Consider the following 16,422-nt stretch of genomic DNA (forward strand, 5'->3'; position numbering starts at 1 on the left):
GGGGGATTGTTGTGAGCGAAAAATGGAAGATCGAGCTGCATATGTCCCCCGGTGGATGGACAGCAGAAGTAAATACAGCAGCGGACGCGGCGGGGCAGGAAGCGCACGGTTCCGCTGAGGCAGGGGAGACTGGAACAGCCGTTGCCGGCGTGTTCACGATCACGGGAACGCCGACGCGACTGAGCGAAGCCGAGCGCGAGGCTGTGCTAACTCAGCTGCGCAAGCGCCCGCTGACGCTGTACGCCCTGCTGCGCGGCGGCCCGGCGCCCGAGGAGCTTGCCGGGCTGCTGCCGGCTGCGCAAGCGCACGAGGGCTCGCCAGGCGCAGCCACGGCCAGCGCGTCCGTGGCGTGCACCTGCGGCCGCCCGAGCTGCACGCATGCCGCGGCCGCTGAGCGCGCCGTAGCCGCGCGCCTCGCGGCCGAGCCGCTGCTGCAGCTGGCGCACGCCGGCTTGCCGCGCGAAGCGCTGCTCGCCGGCGTGCTGGGGGCATGGGCGGAGGAACTCGCCCATGATCCCGGCGCCACCGGCCGCGCAGCGGAAACGGCTGGCCGCCCGCAAGTGCGGGGCGGCGAAGGCGGCGCGGCCGTCGGCGAGTGGATCGCCGAGGCTGCCGCGGACGGCGCCATGCACCAGCCGGGGCCAGGCTTTGGCGCCGTTGAGGTGCGCCTCACGCAGCCGGGCAAGCCGCCGGCCTTGCCGGAGCTAACGGCGCTGCTGCAAGGCTTGCCGGCCACCGCAGGGCTGGATTTGATCCGCGAGCGTGTAGCTGCGCGGATGTGGCAGGCTGTCCAGAAGAAGACGGACAGCCCGGCAACCAAATGATACACCCATCAGAGCGGGGGAGATCTCAGATCACCTCTGCTTGTTTGTATTGCAGCATGTTGCATGATCCAATTCATTTCATTTTCGCGGGAATGTTTCTCTAAAAGTCCAAAAAACGATCATACAGGCTGTACAACCCGTATATGTTCATGAAGATCTCTTCTAAAGGAGGTCTTTACCGGTGGAGCTTCGCAGTCAATTAAGGTATACTTTCGCAGGGAACACAGCACGCAGACAACTAGACAACATTTATATTATTGCGATAGGAGTTTTTACATGAAATCACATACAGGAAGACAGCGCCGCATGGTGGTTATGCTGTCCTCATTGATGATATGCGGAGCATTGCTTGCGGCGTGCCAGAACGGTTCAGGCACAGAAGAGAGCCAGAATCCGAATGGAACAGGTAACACACAACAGGAGTCTGACGGCACAACCGTACATTTTACGGAGGATAAGGGAGCGGATGGTGACAACGCTGGCGGGGATGATACATCATCTGCTGGCAACAGCGGTGAAGGCACGGATGGCGAGTCCGGGAATGCATCGGCAGGCGAAGAGCAGGGTTCTTCAGACGATGGTAACGGCGCGACAGCGGAAGATCCATTGATGGAGAAACGTAGCATCAGCGCACTGCAAACAACAATTGACGCAGAAGCTGTGGTGACCAATGCCACATCTATGACGGTCATTGTGAACAAACAACGCAGTCTGCCTGAAGGGTACGAGCCGGACGATCTGGTGGAACCCAATGTACCGTTCTCCTTCGACGAACCTCATGAGAAGCGGCATATGCGCAAGGAAGCGGCGGAGGCACTGGAGAAGTTGTTTGCAGGTGCAAAAGCGGATGGCATTGAGCTTCGTGCGGTGTCTGGTTATCGTTCATATCAACGTCAAGTGTCCATCTACAACAACAATGTCAAAACCAAAGGTCAGGAATACACGGATCGTGTAAGCTCTGTTCCAGGCCGAAGCGAGCATCAGACGGGTCTTGCCATTGATGTATCCAGTCCGAGTGTGGGCAATGTGCTGGAAGAGGTATTCGGCACATCGAAGGAAGGCCAGTGGCTCGCTGAACACGCTGCAGAATATGGATACGTCATCCGTTATTTGCAAGGTGAAGAAGATATAACCGGTTACGTCTATGAGCCTTGGCATATCCGGTACATCGGTACCGATTTGGCACCAGATGTGGCGAAAAGTGGGTTAACCCTGGAAGAATACTTCGATGAGGCGAATATCAAGTTGTAATCTGGATTGCTTTGTCCTTAATAAACGCTAATTTTCCTGAAATCCCCTGAATGACTGCTCTTGATCTAAACCATGAGCAGTCATTCAGGGGATTTTTTTCTGTGTAAAAAATGATGTGGGTTGCCACCTTCTCATGAATCAGGAGGGCACCGCGTGCTGAAGCTGCACTAATATAGAATTAAAATCTATTCTATTGTCTGAGATGATGGCGGACTGATATAATTCATGTTTAATCAGATGAGATACATACAACCAAAGCAAAGCGAGGGACGAGAAAAATGAGTAGACAGCAGGTATTTACCGGTTCCCCATGGGAACCGTTGGTGGGATATTGCCGTGCCATCCGTGTAGGGAACCGAATCGAAGTGGCGGGTACAACTGCGATGCAAGATGGTGTAGTCGTTGGAGCAGGTGATCCGTATGCACAGACGAGGTTCGTTTTGCAGACGATTGAGAATGCACTGAAAGAGTTGGGGGCTGACATGTCGCATGTCGTTAGAACGCGAATGTTTGTGACCGATATCTCCAGGTGGGAGGAAGTTGGCAAGGCCCACGGTGAATATTTTGGACAGATTCAGCCTGTAGCCACCATGGTTGAAGTTAGCGCACTCATTGATCCCTTGTTGATGGTTGAGATTGAAGTGGAAGCGATTGTTGAAGATGAAGTCCAAGGTGGTTGATCTGGCGATCTCGCTTATCGTGAAGATTTTCTAAGGAACTCAGCAAGTCTTATTTGGCCCCCAGGTCTTCTTCTGAAAATGTAAGGAACATCAGGCACGTTATTTTCCGAATTAGCCTGAGAAAAACGCTGTAAACAACTGTTTATTCACACATAGCGTGGCTGAGATTCCTTAGGTTTTTACAGGTACTTCAATTCCTTGAATAAGACGTCTCAGATTCGTCAGCGCTAATTCTGCTTGCTCTTACATTCCTATGCAGAGCATGTCTTTTTCAGGCGCATGTCGTATACAGCGTACGTTGCAAGTGCCTGCTCCGGACAAGTTCAGGTGTGCTTCGCTTTGAAGCGAGTTTGAAAATACGCTCCAAAAACCCAAAAACCTAAACCCAAACCCAAACCCAAAAACCCAAAAAAATAACCTTACCCATGCCTGTCGGAAGACAAGCGGATAAGGTTATTTTTATTGACTTCGCAGCTGCTGGACATTATGATGCGACGCCCTCCTGACACCAAGCCAAGATATGCATGACGTTAGCAACATAGAACATATGCCTCAACTCAACCAGTCTCGTTTATTAATCGATTTATTTCGCTTCCAGTTGTGCTGCTGGTGTTTCAACAACCACTTTCCATGCCGTTCCAATTGGAGGCAGACTGCGTGTTAGCATAGGGCTGTAGTACCCAATCACTTTAGTTCCTTTAGTCAGTTCTTCAGCTTTCACCGTCTCACCTTCGTGGTTCACAAGCAGCGTATCTTTAGCGATATTCAGCACGACATGGTCAGGAGCCGTCTCAGTTAAACGTGTACCTGTGATCTCAATCTGTGAGATAAGGCCTTCTGCATTTCTTACATCTTCAATTGTACCCGCTGTACCCAGTACCTCTTTAGGTTGTGCCTCAGATGCTGTAGCCGCATCCAGTACAGTGACTTTATAGGTCGGGGTTTGTGGTGGCAGACTGCGGGTAGTGATCATGGAATGCTCAGCTTCCACGTTCATGCCGATGGCCAGATCAGTCAGTGCAATCTCTTTTCCCTCAACGGAGATGAATTTCGTCTCATCGCTCAGATTGAGCACGATGCCACCCAACCCTGCACCGCCAATTTGGATGGACTTATATTTATCCTGGTTCGATATTCTGGTAATCACACCACGCTCAGTGATCGTCTTCACGTCCTCTTCACTAGAGATCGTCACCTGATTTCCTGTTGTGTTCACTTGTCCATGCAGTACCTTTTCGGCAAAAGAAGCCGGTACATACAATGTGCCGCCTGTGATTTCGGGTGCTGTACCCAGTGTGAGCAGCATTTTATTTACGGAATATTGATCTTTGCCTGTGATTACCTGTGTCCAGAGAACACCTCGCGTCAGCTCCGCGGTTTTATTTTCTTTATGCCATTTCAGTTCAATACCCAGTGCTTCGGTAAGATCACGCAGTGGAATCATGGCTACTTTGCGATCCTTGTTCCAGTAACCATCGGAAATGGATGCACCATTCACGGATACGTTTACTGCACCAGCTGTGTTACTATCTGCTGAAATGGATGTTTGATGGACTGGTTGTGTGTTGTCCAGTGTTGCTGCATAAGCGGCTCCACCACCCAATGCCATGGATAAGGCCATCAGCGCACTTACTTTTTTCATGTTGTTATTCATCAATATTCATCCCTTCTAATCTTTGTAATGTCGCGGTAAAATCTTCCTTAGAGCCACGCTTCAAGTTAATAGACGGGACAGATCGTCTCAGTGTTGCAGTTGGCATGCAATGAATCTAAGCGGTATGTTAGTTTGAATTTGAAATATCGCTTGTATTGCAGGTTATCGGCAGCAGGATCAGGTTAATTTCAGGTAGGTGGCCAAACCGTTGTCCTATTTCACATTCAAGTACGAGGAGGAACCGATTAGATGAGTGATATGTTAGTAGCGCTCTATCGTTTACCGGAGCAAGAGAGTGGACTGAGAAAGCTGCAGGAATCCTCCATTGTGATTCGAAGAGCCATTGCCCCAGAGAAACAGCTTGTACTGGATTGGGTGAGGTCACATTTTAGCCAAGCTTGGGTGGATGAATGTGAGGTCGCTTTTGCACGTCAGCCCGTGTCCTGTTACATCGCTGTTGAGCATGGGAGAATGATCGGATTTGCCTGTTACGAAGCGACATGTCGCAACTTCTTTGGACCGACAGGCGTGAGCCAGGATGCACGGGGCAAAGGTGTAGGCACAGCCCTGTTACTGGCCTGTATGCATGCGATGAAGGCGGACGGTTATGGTTATGCCATTATCGGATCAGCGGGACCTGTGGATTTCTATGCCCGGACGCTGGGTGCTGTGAAGATCGAAAATTCAACCCCGGGTATTTACGAAGGCATGCTGCGGGCAGACTAGACGATAGTGATGTTGTGGAAGTTGTGGAAAAGGAAGGGAGGACGATGATGAGCACGAAACAAATGCTGCACATTGGAATGATCGGTACAGGATCCATCTCGGATCTTCATATGAGGTGTTACGCCAAAAATGAGGATGCTGTCATCTATGCCATCTGTGATCTGAACGAAGAGCGGGCTAAAGCCGCGGCACAGAAGTATGAGGCTCAATCCGTGTACACCGATTATCGGGAGATGCTGGAGGACCCCCATGTCGATGCCGTAAGTATCTGTACCTGGAATAATACACATGCGGAATTCGCCATTGCTGCACTGGAGGCAGGCAAGCACGTACTGTTGGAGAAACCGGTTGCAACCAATGTGGAAGATGCACTGCGGATTGAAGAAGCGGTGAAGAAGAGCGGACGTACGTTTATCGTTGGATTTGTGCGGCGGTATGACAACAATATGCAGATGATGCGCAGATTCATAGATGCCGGAGAGTTTGGTGAATTGTATTATGCCAAAGCTTCCATTCTGCGTCGTCACGGTAATCCAGGCGGTTGGTTCGCTGACAAAAGCCGTTCTGGCGGAGGCCCACTGATTGATCTGGGCGTACATATCATTGACCAGTGTTGGTATTTGATGGGCAAGCCCAAGCCTGTTTCCGTCAGTGGTAATACGTATCGGAAGCTGGGCAATCGTGCCCATATCGAACATCTTTCTTTTTACAAAGCAGCCGACTACAGCGCAGCTGTGAATGACGTGGAAGATATGGCGAATGCACTCATTCGGTTTGAAAATGGGGCTTCGTTGGCGGTGGATGTAAGCTTTACCCTGCATGCACGCGGAGATGAATCTTCAGTGAAATTATACGGTGAGCGTGGTGGGTTCGAATTGGAGCCGGAGACAATCATCGTCACGGAGAAAAATAATACCATCCTGAATATTGAACCCCAGACGGACAATACGGGTCTCCATATTCATAGCGCATTTCAGAACCAGATCGACCACTTTGTGGATTGTTGCCTGAACGGTACAGAGCCGATCAGTCCAATTGCGGATGGGGTGGCTTCCACACGCATGCTGTGCGGAATCTACGAATCCGCTGAGAAAGGCCAGGAGATTCGTCTGGATTGAGTCCAGTGTACGGGACGGTTATTCTTCGTAATATTAAAAAGCATGCGTCTTCCGCGTAATCTGCGGTTGCGCATGCTTTTTCGCATCAGGTCATTTATTCAGTGGTGAGTTCTCGTATCCAGGGTCATCATAATCCGTATCCTGCAGCCTTGGAAGCACGTTCATGCTCTCAATCGCCTGCCGGGTATCCGGCGTGCCATGGTCATACAGAAAAGTGTACAGCAGAGTCATGCCATCCGAAAATTGCTCTGTTGCCTCATCGTGGTCTGCCGATTTGTAGGGTACGGGAGCCCGTTGCAATGTGTAGGCATCGTCATCCTCCAGCACCTTCATCAGGTCTTTTAATCGGCCCAACTGTTCGTCATCCACCAACACCTCAAAGGGTGTAGATTCGTTCTTTGTTTGTTCAATCAAGTTATGAGTTACCGATACATACAGATGTTGTTTGCCGTCCTGCATAATCCAACCCCCATTCTGAAATGGAAAAAAGACGCTTCTACTGTTAATAAACAGCAAAAAGCGCCCTGAAACGAGCTATATCTGTATCACGTATCGTTTATTTCCCAAATCTCCCCGTTACAGGAACTTGGCGGGTACCGGCCTCCATCGATCCTGAACACAGGGGACAGGCGGGAGGGCCGGATGATGCCTTCTTGTTTGTTTTGGCAGAAGGCACAGCCGGTTTCTGTCTTAGCCACGCTTTACAGGTGGACGAACTGCATTTCCAGACCGCAACGGTCTCCGTGCGCTCAGCATTACCCGAGGCTGAACCTGAACTGTGGGACTGTATACGGGAGGAACTCGCAGCTGTTGGACTTATACCTGTGGTACTGAACGCCTTATGATTGCGAATTTCCCCACTACCACGCCGTTCTCCAAGGCGATCCTCATCCCGTTCATTGTGGACCTCGAAGTCACGACGGTCACTGTGGTTGATGGCACGGCGTTGTGCTACATCCCGACCTTCGGAACGGCCACCCGACCCCGAACGGGCATATGATCCATTGCCTTTGCCATATGAAGTCGGGCTGCTGGTCCGACTCTCCTCACGAGGTTTGCGTTTATCCGGAACTTCCATGCCGAAGGCTTCAAGCAGGAAGCGGGACACATCCGCTGGCTTTCCGTGATGAGATGCGGGTGAAGTGACATACAAGTACTGCTTGGCCCTTGTGATGGCAACATAGGCGAGCCTGCGTTCTTCCTCCAAGGCCATGTCCAGCTCGGCGTCTGTCTGCTGCACAGCAAGCGCAGCCTTTTGATCTTCGGGGATATCCTGTCGCAGTGCTGTACTGTGAGGCACAATGCCCTCACTGGCTCCGATCCAGTACACACAAGGGAACTCCAGTCCTTTGGCCCGGTGAATGGTCATCAACTGTACTGCGTCACTGTCCTGTGCGCGGCGTAGAGATTCCATCTCCCGGTGTCTGCGGGATAACTCATCCGCGAACTGGATGAACTCTTCCACCGTTTCGAATTTTTTGACGGCAGCTTCGAATTCATCCAGGGTTTCCAGCATCGTTTCCTTATAATGGGTGAAGATGCTGGGATCACCACTTTCCATATACTTGTCGTAGAACTGCCTGCGCATTTCCTGAATGGCGATAATTGGCTTTAGTTTATGCAGTGATTTGATCAGCTTGATGCGCTCTTTGACCTGTTCCTGCTGGAATGGTTTCAGCTTGTCCCATTTCACCAGATGGATGAGTGGATATTTCTTCGCCTGTTGTTGTTCGCAGCGCTGTATCCATTCCAGGCCAGCATCCCTTGAAACGTAGAGCGGTCCCAGCGCACTGGGAAGAGCATCCATGGCTCGTGGATCAAGAGACAGACGTAGATGATCCATCAGGGGCCTGATGAGAGACTGGTCGTAGAACACCGGGGAGGCACCATGCTGTACAAAAGGCACATCTTTCAACACAAGCTGCTCGAATACAGCCCGGCTGCTGCTTGCAGTCCGGTGAAGAATCGCAATATCCCGATAGGTGTGCTGCCCTTCTTCAACCTGTTGGCAGAGCTGATTCACGACCCACGCCGCTTCTTCCTCCGCATTGGATGGTGTGGCAAAACGCGGTGCATCTCCGCGGTTTCCGGCGGCACGCAGCCGTTTGTCACGTCTGCGTTTATTACGGGCGACCAATTCGCTTCCGAGTCCAAGAATGCGTGCATCACTGCGATAATTGATATCCAGCGTCACAATGCGTGCACCGGGGTATACTTTATCGAATTCCAAAATCGATTCCTGGCGTGCGCCATTAAAGGTATAGATCGTCTGGTCATCATCTCCTACAACCATCAGGTTGCGGTGGGCGGAAGCCAGTTTTTGCACAATCTCATATTGCAGATGGTTGGTATCCTGGAACTCATCCACCATAATGTACTGAAAACGTTTCTGAAGCGGCCCCAGGACAGCCGGGTCACGAAGCAGAGCGGCAGCGCGCAGTAAAATATCGTCAAAGTCCATTTTGCCCCGCTCCTGCTTCCAGGCTTCGTAACCAAGCAGAACACGCTTGGCATCGCGTTCCTCCTGCGATTTTTCAGGCAGGTCAGTTGTTTCCGATCCTTGCATCTTCCACGCGGACAGCATCGCCAGCAAACTTTCAGGCTGGAAGGCTTCACTCATGCCATTTTGGCGTAAAAGCATCTTGAGCACCGTATGTTGGGCCCGTGACTCGCCAAAAATCTCTTCCTGCACGCCATAATGACGCAGTAATGTCAGCGCAAAAGAGTGGAAGGTGCGAGCCTGCACGGCTCTCGCAGCTGCCGGACGTATACCTGGCAATGCGGCGATCCGGTCTTTCATCTCGGTGGCGGCTTTGTTGGTGAACGTCACCAGCAGGATACTGCCCGCATGTACACCGCTGACCTCTATGAGGTAGCCGGCTCTTGCAGCGAGTACAGTCGTTTTGCCACAACCGGCTCCGGCAAGCGTCAGAATAGGTCCTCTGCCGTGACGGACTGCCGAGATTTGTGGTGCATTTAGCTTAATGCCAGCCTCTTCCAGAGAACGAAAGTAAAAGGCATCTTGTTGATCATTGCCCACGAGTTGCCGACTGGTCTCCAGCGGAGCAGACGGGGACTGGGGCAGGGATGCCGCCGGGGTAACCCCGAGCGGACGGGGGTAGAACGTTGAGTTCGGACTTAACATGTTTCATCCACCTCTGTATGCATTCAGGGATAGGACTATCCCAGCTAAAAGTAAACCATTTGCCCTTTTCACAATCGCATTGTAAATTGGTATGATAGAGTTAGTTGCCTAATCAGGCGGTTAAGTAGGGCCAAAGCTTCATTATACCCGAACGTATGGTCTTGACGAAAGCCCCCGATTTCATCCAGTATCGGTATTAAACGGGCACCTGCACGAGATTACGCAACTTTTTGGCATGATATCGTATAAGTTATATGCCTGAGCATTTTGCATGAAAGATGTAATATGCTAATTTACCACAAGTATGTGTTCAAAAAGTCTGGTTTTCAGTACCGAGAAGATGGAATGAAGCTAGAAATGGAGTAGCGGAGCGTAGGGAAAACTACGTGAGCAACTACAATGTTTCCGAAGGAAACATACTTCGTAAGCATATTCTTATTCGGCTGAATGCCATATTCGATGCTGATGATGCCGCTGGCATCCTTCGTAATCAAAAGCACTTTTTGAATAACCTCTAAAAATTTAAATGATAATATGGGTTTTGACGGGACAGAGGAGGAATGGTCATGAAACTGCTTCAACGCATCAAAGACGGAGCGAACAAAGCAACAGAGCGTGCCCAGCACGCCGTTGAGATTGGGAAATTGAACAACCAGATTGTGGGCTTGCAACAGGAACAGGAAGTCCATTTTACAGATATGGGTCGCATCTTCTATGAAGGTTATCGGGCACAGGATATGACGCGTGCAGAAAAAGAGATGGTGGAACTGTCGCGACTCTGCGACGAATTGCAGGACGAGATTGATGGCCTGCGCAACAAGATTGCAGAGTTGAAGAATGAACGGTTGTGCGAATGTGGACATGTCGCTTCCCTGGACGCCAACTTCTGCCCTAAATGTGGACGCAAGTTGGGTGAACTCAAGACAGCAGCACCTACAGCAGGAACTGCAGGCATTGCAGGAGCAACCACAGCTGCGAGACAAGAGGCAGCTGTGGCACAGAACCAAACTCCGGAGCCGGACTTCTACGATGCGCCAGCCGAATTGGAACTGGAGGAAGACGAGCCGTATCACACGGTCATTCCGTCCATAGCCGATCTGGAGACGGAATCCGAATATAACAGTACGGAATTTACGCAGGAAGAAAAGGAAGCGTTCGATGCAGAGTGGGAACGTCGCAGAGATGAAGAGATGCAACGGGAACGTGAGCGTCAGCAAGAACTGGACGAACGCATCCGCTACTGGAAGGAAAATAACCCAATCGTGAACAAGGTGGACGTACAGACCGAGGTTTCACGCGAAATGGTGAACTGTCAGATTTGTGCAGCCGAGCTGCCCAAAGGTTCGAAATGGTGCCCGCGTTGCGGAGCCGAACAGATCTGATGCAGTAGAAGCACTGCCGCATCAATGTGAGGCAGTGCGGGTTGCTGACAGCATGGGGGGACGGGAATATGGACCAACTGCTGCATCATTTGCGTCATCTCGGATTTACCGAGATGGAATCTAAAATTATGGTGGAACTCGCCCGCCAGGGATCAGCTTCAGGATATGAGGTTGCGAAGCGGCTGGGCGTGTCCCGTTCCAATGTATATGCGACCCTGCAACGGCTGGAACAACGTGGTTTCCTGCGGTGCAGTCCGGGGGAGCCTGCGAAGTATAGTGTGCTGAAGCCTGAGGAGATGACACGTATGATCTCCGATCAGATGCGTACCTCTCTGGATTATGTCCAGAGCAGCATGCCCAAGAGTGAACCGGAGAAGCCTGTCTTCTATAACATTGAGGGTGACAAAAATGTGTTTGAGAATCTGAGCCGTGAATTGGCTGAGGCTCAGCATGAGATTGTTGTCGACGTCTGGCGTGAAGAGGCAGAGCTGTTACGTAATGATTTACAGCAAGCTGAAGCTCGCGGTGTACGGCTGTTATGGTCGTGTGATGGTGGTGAAGGCATGCTGGATCAGCCTGTCCCTTGGCCGGGGTTGCCTTTGTATGGAGCGGGTAACGGTCGGAAATTCTCTCTGGTCATAGACCGCCGCTGGTGCATGCTGGGCATGCGCGGGGAATCATGCGCTACGCAGGCAGTGGTGACGGAGCATCCGGTAATGACCGGGTTGCTGCTGAATCATTTTGCTCAAGAACTGGTATTGTACGAGCTGGAACAGGATATGGGTGAGGAACTGGAGTCCCGCTATGGACACCGGTACGAAGAACTCTCAGCACGGTACTGGTCTTCGCCTCCAGGAGAGGGTGGGAAGAGCTAGGCAGATCATTAATGAATTCACTCCCGATGGAGTGAACATCTAGCACAAAGGTACCTTTCCTGATCTTGATGAAACAATACTTGCGTACATAAAGCAGGCGCTGCCCGAGAGGCAGACGCCTGTTTATGCTGGTTTGAGGTATGACAGTGATGTTCGTCACAGCATCTGTTTCCAGTCAGGTCAATAGTAAAGGTATGAAGTGATGCTATTTTTGAGAAAATGAAGCTATGAACATTCGATTGAACTGGATCGGGTTGAACCGGATTGTACATGATCAATCTTTGGGCACGTGATACAGTGCCTCCAGCACGTCCGTATAATAAGCAGTGCCATGAGGCACAAATTCCGTTGCCCGAATCTCACGAACGATACGCTCCGGTTGATAAGCTGCATGATCGCTTGACGGCTGAGTCTGAACTCCGGTAGCTTGAATGACGTCGATTTCACAGCGGAACAGAGCGAGTAGATCATCCAGCGGCACCTCATACAGGCTATCCACCTCGCTGGGCTGCAGAACGTAGGCTTCAAGCGGCTGGTTCAGACATAATCCATAGACCGCACTGAATTCCCGATCTACGAATGGAACACCACGGACTTCTCCTTGGAGCTGCTGTGTAGCCGTGAATAGATAGGTCAGTGCATTGAAAGATACATCTACACCCAATTCTTCCTCCAGCTCACGACTGGCGTCTTGCAGTTGTTCACCTGCGGTGAGATGGCCTGCTGCTGTAATGTCGTAACATCCAGGGAAGGTATCCTTAACATCACGCCGCCGCTGAAAAAGAACCTGACGTTGTTCGCCTTCGTCACGCACAATCCAGCAGTGGAATGAACGGTGCCAATATCCTTTGGCATGGACCTCGCTACGTGGCGCTGTACCGATCCAATGTTGCTGATCATCATAAATGTCGAAACGTTCTGGGCTCATGAAACGTATCTCCTTATATAGCAGTTTTTAAAGTTCAAAATTTCACAAAGTCTGTTTTAAACGAAAGGGGAACGATCGTATGGAATGCATTGTACACTTTCAGGTGATTTATCCGCAACCTCAGGAGCGTAAAAGCCTTCGAGGACTTATATTTGTAGGGCAAGGTCAGGAACCGGCTAATAGTCAGTTAAGCAGCATGTTTAAGGATATGGGATTCAATGTACGTTTGGAAGATGAGGCTCAATTGTTGTTCAAGCCAGTGGATGCTTCGGCAAACTTTGAATATATTCGCGTGACAGAACTGGACACCGGAGAAGAAGTTTACAAGGAAGATAAGGATCTGAAGTCGATTTTGGAGCATTTGCTGCCACGCCGTTTCTAGTTCATAAAGATGGGGCGAATGAAATTCAACGGGGCAGTAAATGTAATACATGTATGTAAGGCATAAAAGAAGGCCCCACCTTTACGGTGGAACCTTCAAGCTACGCCATATCGTATTAAGTCTTTGTGCTTAGCTTTTCATACATATACCCTAACAAGTCGGGAAGTTGTTCTCGGCATTCGCATCAGGATTTATCAGGAAGCCACATCGGTGTACGATTTAACCCAATTGTAATTACGCTGTTGCGCCGCTTCCTTCTGGTTCCAGCTCTGAAGTACAGTGTGAGCAGCGGGTAGCCGCGGCTGGGATTTCAGATAAGCAATACTTGCAAGCCTTGGTCGTTTTTTGCGGCTCGGGCTTTTTGTGTTCCTTGCTTTTGAGGTAGTTGATACCCTTCACAAGCATGAAGATACAGAACGCAACGATAAGAAAATCAATCATGACGTTGATGAACTGACCATAAGCAATTACGGTAGCCCCAGCTTCGTTAGCTTGAGCAAGTGTGGTGATGTCCTGTCCATTTGCTGTTTTCATATCCCGATCCAGATTAATGATTTTCTGACTGAAGTCGATTCCACCCAGCAGTTTTCCAACCGGAGGCATGATGATATCATTCACAAGCGATGTGACGATTTTACCAAAAGCAGCCCCAATAATCACACCGACCGCCAGATCGATGACGTTGCCGCGGACGGCAAACTCCTTGAATTCTTTAAGTACGCCTTTCATGTCTGCATATCTCCTTTGATCATTTCAATTCATAATGTAGGCCGCGGTTCCATCCATTCTCCGTTCGGATCCGCGCTTCCGTTCTCATATTGTACATAAAAAATGGATTCCTATCACCCCCTGTTTGCAAATTAAGACAAGTTTCCGCAACTTCCATGAAAATACTTCTTTATTTCATGCCGCCGATTCGGTATACTTCTAACATTGTCAGTTATGTATAGCCTTTTACATTCAGGTTCGCGATCATACATTGTAACGAATCATGGAGCCAAAAAATTAAATATGCCGTTACTCGTATATGTGCAGGAATAGGCCTGCATGTCTCTACCCGATCACCGGAATGATCGGACTACGGGAAAGATGCTGCAACATGTTGTATGGTTGGAATGAGATTATTCTCATACAGTTTGACTGAAGAGCAGGTTCAGGTAGCTTTATATCTGTTCCTGGATAGACTGTATGGAGTTTGACGTCTCAGGAGTGAACTTCTGCTCTAATATCCTTCCAGTACACTTGCAGCATCCATACGGCTTGTCCATATACGTACAAGTCCGTCTTTTCCCGTCTCCGGTTATTCCGTAGCGTGTGACAAGGCGGGCTTTTTGCTTTTTACCATGAGATCGAAGTGGCATGTGGGTTTCTGTGCGGAGGGCATTCAGGGGGAAGAATCGCAATGCAATTGTTAAAAGACAAGGTAAGACAGGAAGGTATTGTCCTGTCCGAGCAAGTACTCAAAGTGGATTCATTCCTGAACCACCAGATGGACCCGGTTCTGATGAAGGAAGTCGGCAAGGAATTCATTCGCCGCTTTGAAGGCGAGAATATCACACGTGTACTAACGATTGAATCGTCAGGGATTGCACCAGGCATCATGACTGCGTTGGAGCTGAACGTACCGCTTATTTTTGCACGGAAGCAGAAGTCGCTCACACTGACCGAAGACATCCTGGTGGAGAAGGTCTACTCCTTCACGAAGCAAGAAACGAATGAAATTACCGTTGCCAAGAAATTCATGAAGCCTGGGGATCGCGTATTGATCATTGACGATTTTCTGGCAAACGGTGAAGCAGCATTTGGGCTGGCTCGCATTGTGGAGCAGGTTGGAGCAGAAGTGGTTGGCATCGGTATTGTTATTGAAAAAGCATTCCAACCGGGAGGTCGCTTGCTGAAAGAAGCAGGATACCGTGTGGAATCACTGGTTCGCATCGGGGCTTTGTCAGATGGACAGGTTACATTTGCGGACGAGGAGGGCACGAACTAATATGGCACGCGAACGTATTTTTCAGCGGCATCGGCATCCAATCAAAACGTTCTCACTCGGACTTCAACATGTGCTTGCCATGTATGCAGGAGCCGTTGTCGTTCCACTGATCGTTAGTAACGCACTGGGCTTTACACAGGAACAGTTAACCTATCTCATTGCCATTGATTTGCTCGCCTGTGGTGTGGCTACACTGCTTCAGGTATGGGGAAATAAATATTTCGGCGTAGGACTGCCTGTCATGCTCGGTTGTGCATTCCAAGCCGTGTCTCCAATGATTCTCATTGGGATGAATAGTGGGGTATCTGCCATCTACGGGGCAATTATTGCTTCCGGATTGTTTGTATTGATCTTCTCTGGTCTCTTTGGGAAGCTGATCAGGCTTTTCCCTCCTGTCGTGACAGGTTCTGTTGTGACCATAATTGGTCTGACGCTGATCCCGGTTGCTTTCCATGATCTGGGTGGCGGTCAGGGCCAACCGGACTTTGGTAGTGGAACGAATCTGTTGCTTGGATTCGGTGTACTGTTATTTATCATCCTGATGACTCGTTTTACAACTGGATTCATCCGTTCCATCTCGGTACTGATTGGTCTGCTCGTTGGTACGGTGGCGGCAGGATTTATGGGCGAGGTTAATTTTGCTCCTATTCGCGATGCAGGCTGGTTCCATGTTGTTCAGCCGTTTTACTTCGGTACACCGACCTTTGAGATTGTGCCTATCTTGACAATGATTCTGGTGGCGATTGTCAGCGTGGCTGAATCCACAGGTGTATTTATGGCTTTGGGCAAAATTTTGGAAAAGGACCTGTCCTCCAAGGATCTGGCCCGTGGTTATCGTGCTGAAGGTCTGGCTATTGTGTTGGGCGGTATTTTCAACTCGTTCCCATATACAACGTATTCGCAGAATGTAGGTCTGGTACAGATGACACGTGTGAAGACACGTGATGTCATTGTTGTGGCTGGTGGACTCCTGGTGGTCATCGGATTTGTGCCGAAGATTGCTGCGCTTGCACAGCTCGTTCCGGGGGCAGTTCTTGGTGGAGCCATGGTAGCCTTGTTCGGCATGGTGGTATCATCCGGTATTCGGATTATCGGTAGTCAGGTCGATCTAAACCGTCATGAGAATTTGTTTGTCATTGCTTGTTCTGTAGGTATGGGGTTGGGAGTTACCGTTGTGCCTGAGTTGTTTGCTGGTGCACCGGACTGGGCTCAGATTATGCTCGGTAACGGTATCATAGCAGGCAGCTTCACGGCGATCTTCATGAACCTGCTGTTCAATGGTCTGGGCACCAAGGAAACAGCTGCCAAGATGGCTGAACAACAGGCAGATGCCATTCTTGGAGAGACGGGCAAGTCGGCTTAATAGCCGACCTAGACCTATAATCCAGCATGATAGTTATGTTAACTGTTCCTGAATACACCCTTCATAAGATGAACATTTAAGCAGGTTGATACTTCGTGATTTAC

Annotated in this window: 15 protein-coding genes and 1 riboswitch; of the genes, 10 read left to right on the plus strand and 5 right to left on the minus strand. The window is 50.1% G+C overall.

The window, feature by feature from the left end:
- The first annotated feature begins 11 nt into the window (after window positions 1–11).
- The 3 genes from MKX40_RS02890 (at window position 12) to MKX40_RS02900 (ending at window position 2,755) form a co-directional block, all read left to right on the plus strand.
- Window positions 12–824, plus strand: coding sequence for a hypothetical protein (locus MKX40_RS02890; protein WP_339239347.1), 813 nt, complete (start codon window positions 12–14; stop codon window positions 822–824).
- Between the two features lie 276 nt (window positions 825–1,100).
- Entirely contained in the window at window positions 1,101–2,075 is a 975-nt protein-coding gene (locus MKX40_RS02895; RefSeq protein WP_339239349.1) for a M15 family metallopeptidase, read from the plus strand.
- Window positions 2,076–2,353: 278 nt separating this feature from the next.
- Entirely contained in the window at window positions 2,354–2,755 is a 402-nt protein-coding gene (locus tag MKX40_RS02900) for a RidA family protein (RefSeq protein ID WP_339239350.1), read from the plus strand.
- A gap of 583 nt (window positions 2,756–3,338) precedes the next feature.
- Here MKX40_RS02900 and MKX40_RS02905 read toward each other — a convergent pair.
- The gene (locus MKX40_RS02905) at window positions 3,339–4,409 is read right to left on the minus strand and encodes a copper amine oxidase N-terminal domain-containing protein (protein ID WP_339239351.1); all 1,071 of its coding nucleotides are present in this window, start codon (window positions 4,407–4,409) and stop codon (window positions 3,339–3,341) included.
- Window positions 4,410–4,658: 249 nt separating this feature from the next.
- On the opposite strand from MKX40_RS02905, the gene MKX40_RS02910 reads away from it, so the two are divergent.
- Together MKX40_RS02910 and MKX40_RS02915 are read left to right on the plus strand one after the other, a co-directional pair.
- Window positions 4,659–5,135 carry a GNAT family N-acetyltransferase gene (locus MKX40_RS02910; RefSeq protein WP_339239352.1) on the plus strand — a complete coding sequence of 159 codons (477 nt, stop codon included), beginning with the start codon at window positions 4,659–4,661 and terminating at the stop codon, window positions 5,133–5,135.
- A 47-nt stretch (window positions 5,136–5,182) separates the two neighbouring features.
- Window positions 5,183–6,253, plus strand: a complete 1,071-nt coding sequence (locus tag MKX40_RS02915; protein WP_339242894.1) for a Gfo/Idh/MocA family oxidoreductase — start codon at window positions 5,183–5,185, stop codon at window positions 6,251–6,253.
- Between the two features lie 90 nt (window positions 6,254–6,343).
- On the opposite strand, the gene MKX40_RS02920 is transcribed toward MKX40_RS02915, so the two are convergent.
- Together MKX40_RS02920 and MKX40_RS02925 are read right to left on the minus strand one after the other, a co-directional pair.
- Window positions 6,344–6,712 (minus strand): hypothetical protein, encoded by a 369-nt coding sequence (locus MKX40_RS02920; protein WP_124117824.1) that lies wholly within the window; start codon window positions 6,710–6,712, stop codon window positions 6,344–6,346.
- A gap of 97 nt (window positions 6,713–6,809) precedes the next feature.
- Complete coding sequence (locus MKX40_RS02925; RefSeq protein ID WP_339239353.1) at window positions 6,810–9,398, minus strand: UvrD-helicase domain-containing protein; 2,589 nt, start codon at window positions 9,396–9,398, stop codon at window positions 6,810–6,812.
- A 566-nt stretch (window positions 9,399–9,964) separates the two neighbouring features.
- On the opposite strand from MKX40_RS02925, the gene MKX40_RS02930 reads away from it, so the two are divergent.
- The gene (locus MKX40_RS02930; RefSeq protein ID WP_339239354.1) at window positions 9,965–10,780 is read left to right on the plus strand and encodes a zinc ribbon domain-containing protein; all 816 of its coding nucleotides are present in this window, start codon (window positions 9,965–9,967) and stop codon (window positions 10,778–10,780) included.
- A gap of 68 nt (window positions 10,781–10,848) precedes the next feature.
- A complete protein-coding gene (locus MKX40_RS02935) occupies window positions 10,849–11,655 on the plus strand; it encodes a helix-turn-helix domain-containing protein (RefSeq protein WP_339239355.1) in 807 nt (268 codons plus the stop codon).
- A gap of 274 nt (window positions 11,656–11,929) precedes the next feature.
- On the opposite strand, the gene MKX40_RS02940 is transcribed toward MKX40_RS02935, so the two are convergent.
- Window positions 11,930–12,583, minus strand: coding sequence for an NUDIX domain-containing protein (locus tag MKX40_RS02940; RefSeq protein WP_339239357.1), 654 nt, complete (start codon window positions 12,581–12,583; stop codon window positions 11,930–11,932).
- A gap of 79 nt (window positions 12,584–12,662) precedes the next feature.
- Between MKX40_RS02940 and MKX40_RS02945 the strand changes: the two genes are divergently transcribed.
- Window positions 12,663–12,965, plus strand: coding sequence for a hypothetical protein (locus tag MKX40_RS02945; protein WP_017690846.1), 303 nt, complete (start codon window positions 12,663–12,665; stop codon window positions 12,963–12,965).
- Between the two features lie 234 nt (window positions 12,966–13,199).
- On the opposite strand, the gene mscL is transcribed toward MKX40_RS02945, so the two are convergent.
- On the minus strand, window positions 13,200–13,694 hold the full coding sequence (mscL, locus tag MKX40_RS02950; protein WP_339239358.1) for a large conductance mechanosensitive channel protein MscL: 495 nt from the start codon (window positions 13,692–13,694) through the stop codon (window positions 13,200–13,202).
- Window positions 13,695–13,966: 272 nt separating this feature from the next.
- Window positions 13,967–14,066, plus strand: a riboswitch (purine riboswitch).
- Between the two features lie 301 nt (window positions 14,067–14,367).
- Here mscL and MKX40_RS02955 point away from each other — a divergent pair.
- Together MKX40_RS02955 and MKX40_RS02960 are read left to right on the plus strand one after the other, a co-directional pair.
- Window positions 14,368–14,955 (plus strand): xanthine phosphoribosyltransferase, encoded by a 588-nt coding sequence (locus MKX40_RS02955; protein ID WP_036613196.1) that lies wholly within the window; start codon window positions 14,368–14,370, stop codon window positions 14,953–14,955.
- Window position 14,956: 1 nt separating this feature from the next.
- Window positions 14,957–16,318 (plus strand): nucleobase:cation symporter-2 family protein, encoded by a 1,362-nt coding sequence (locus tag MKX40_RS02960; RefSeq protein ID WP_339239359.1) that lies wholly within the window; start codon window positions 14,957–14,959, stop codon window positions 16,316–16,318.
- The last annotated feature ends 104 nt before the right edge of the window (window positions 16,319–16,422 follow it).

It is taken from the genome of Paenibacillus sp. FSL R5-0517 (genome assembly GCF_037974355.1).
Taxonomy (GTDB): Bacteria; Bacillota; Bacilli; order Paenibacillales; family Paenibacillaceae; genus Paenibacillus.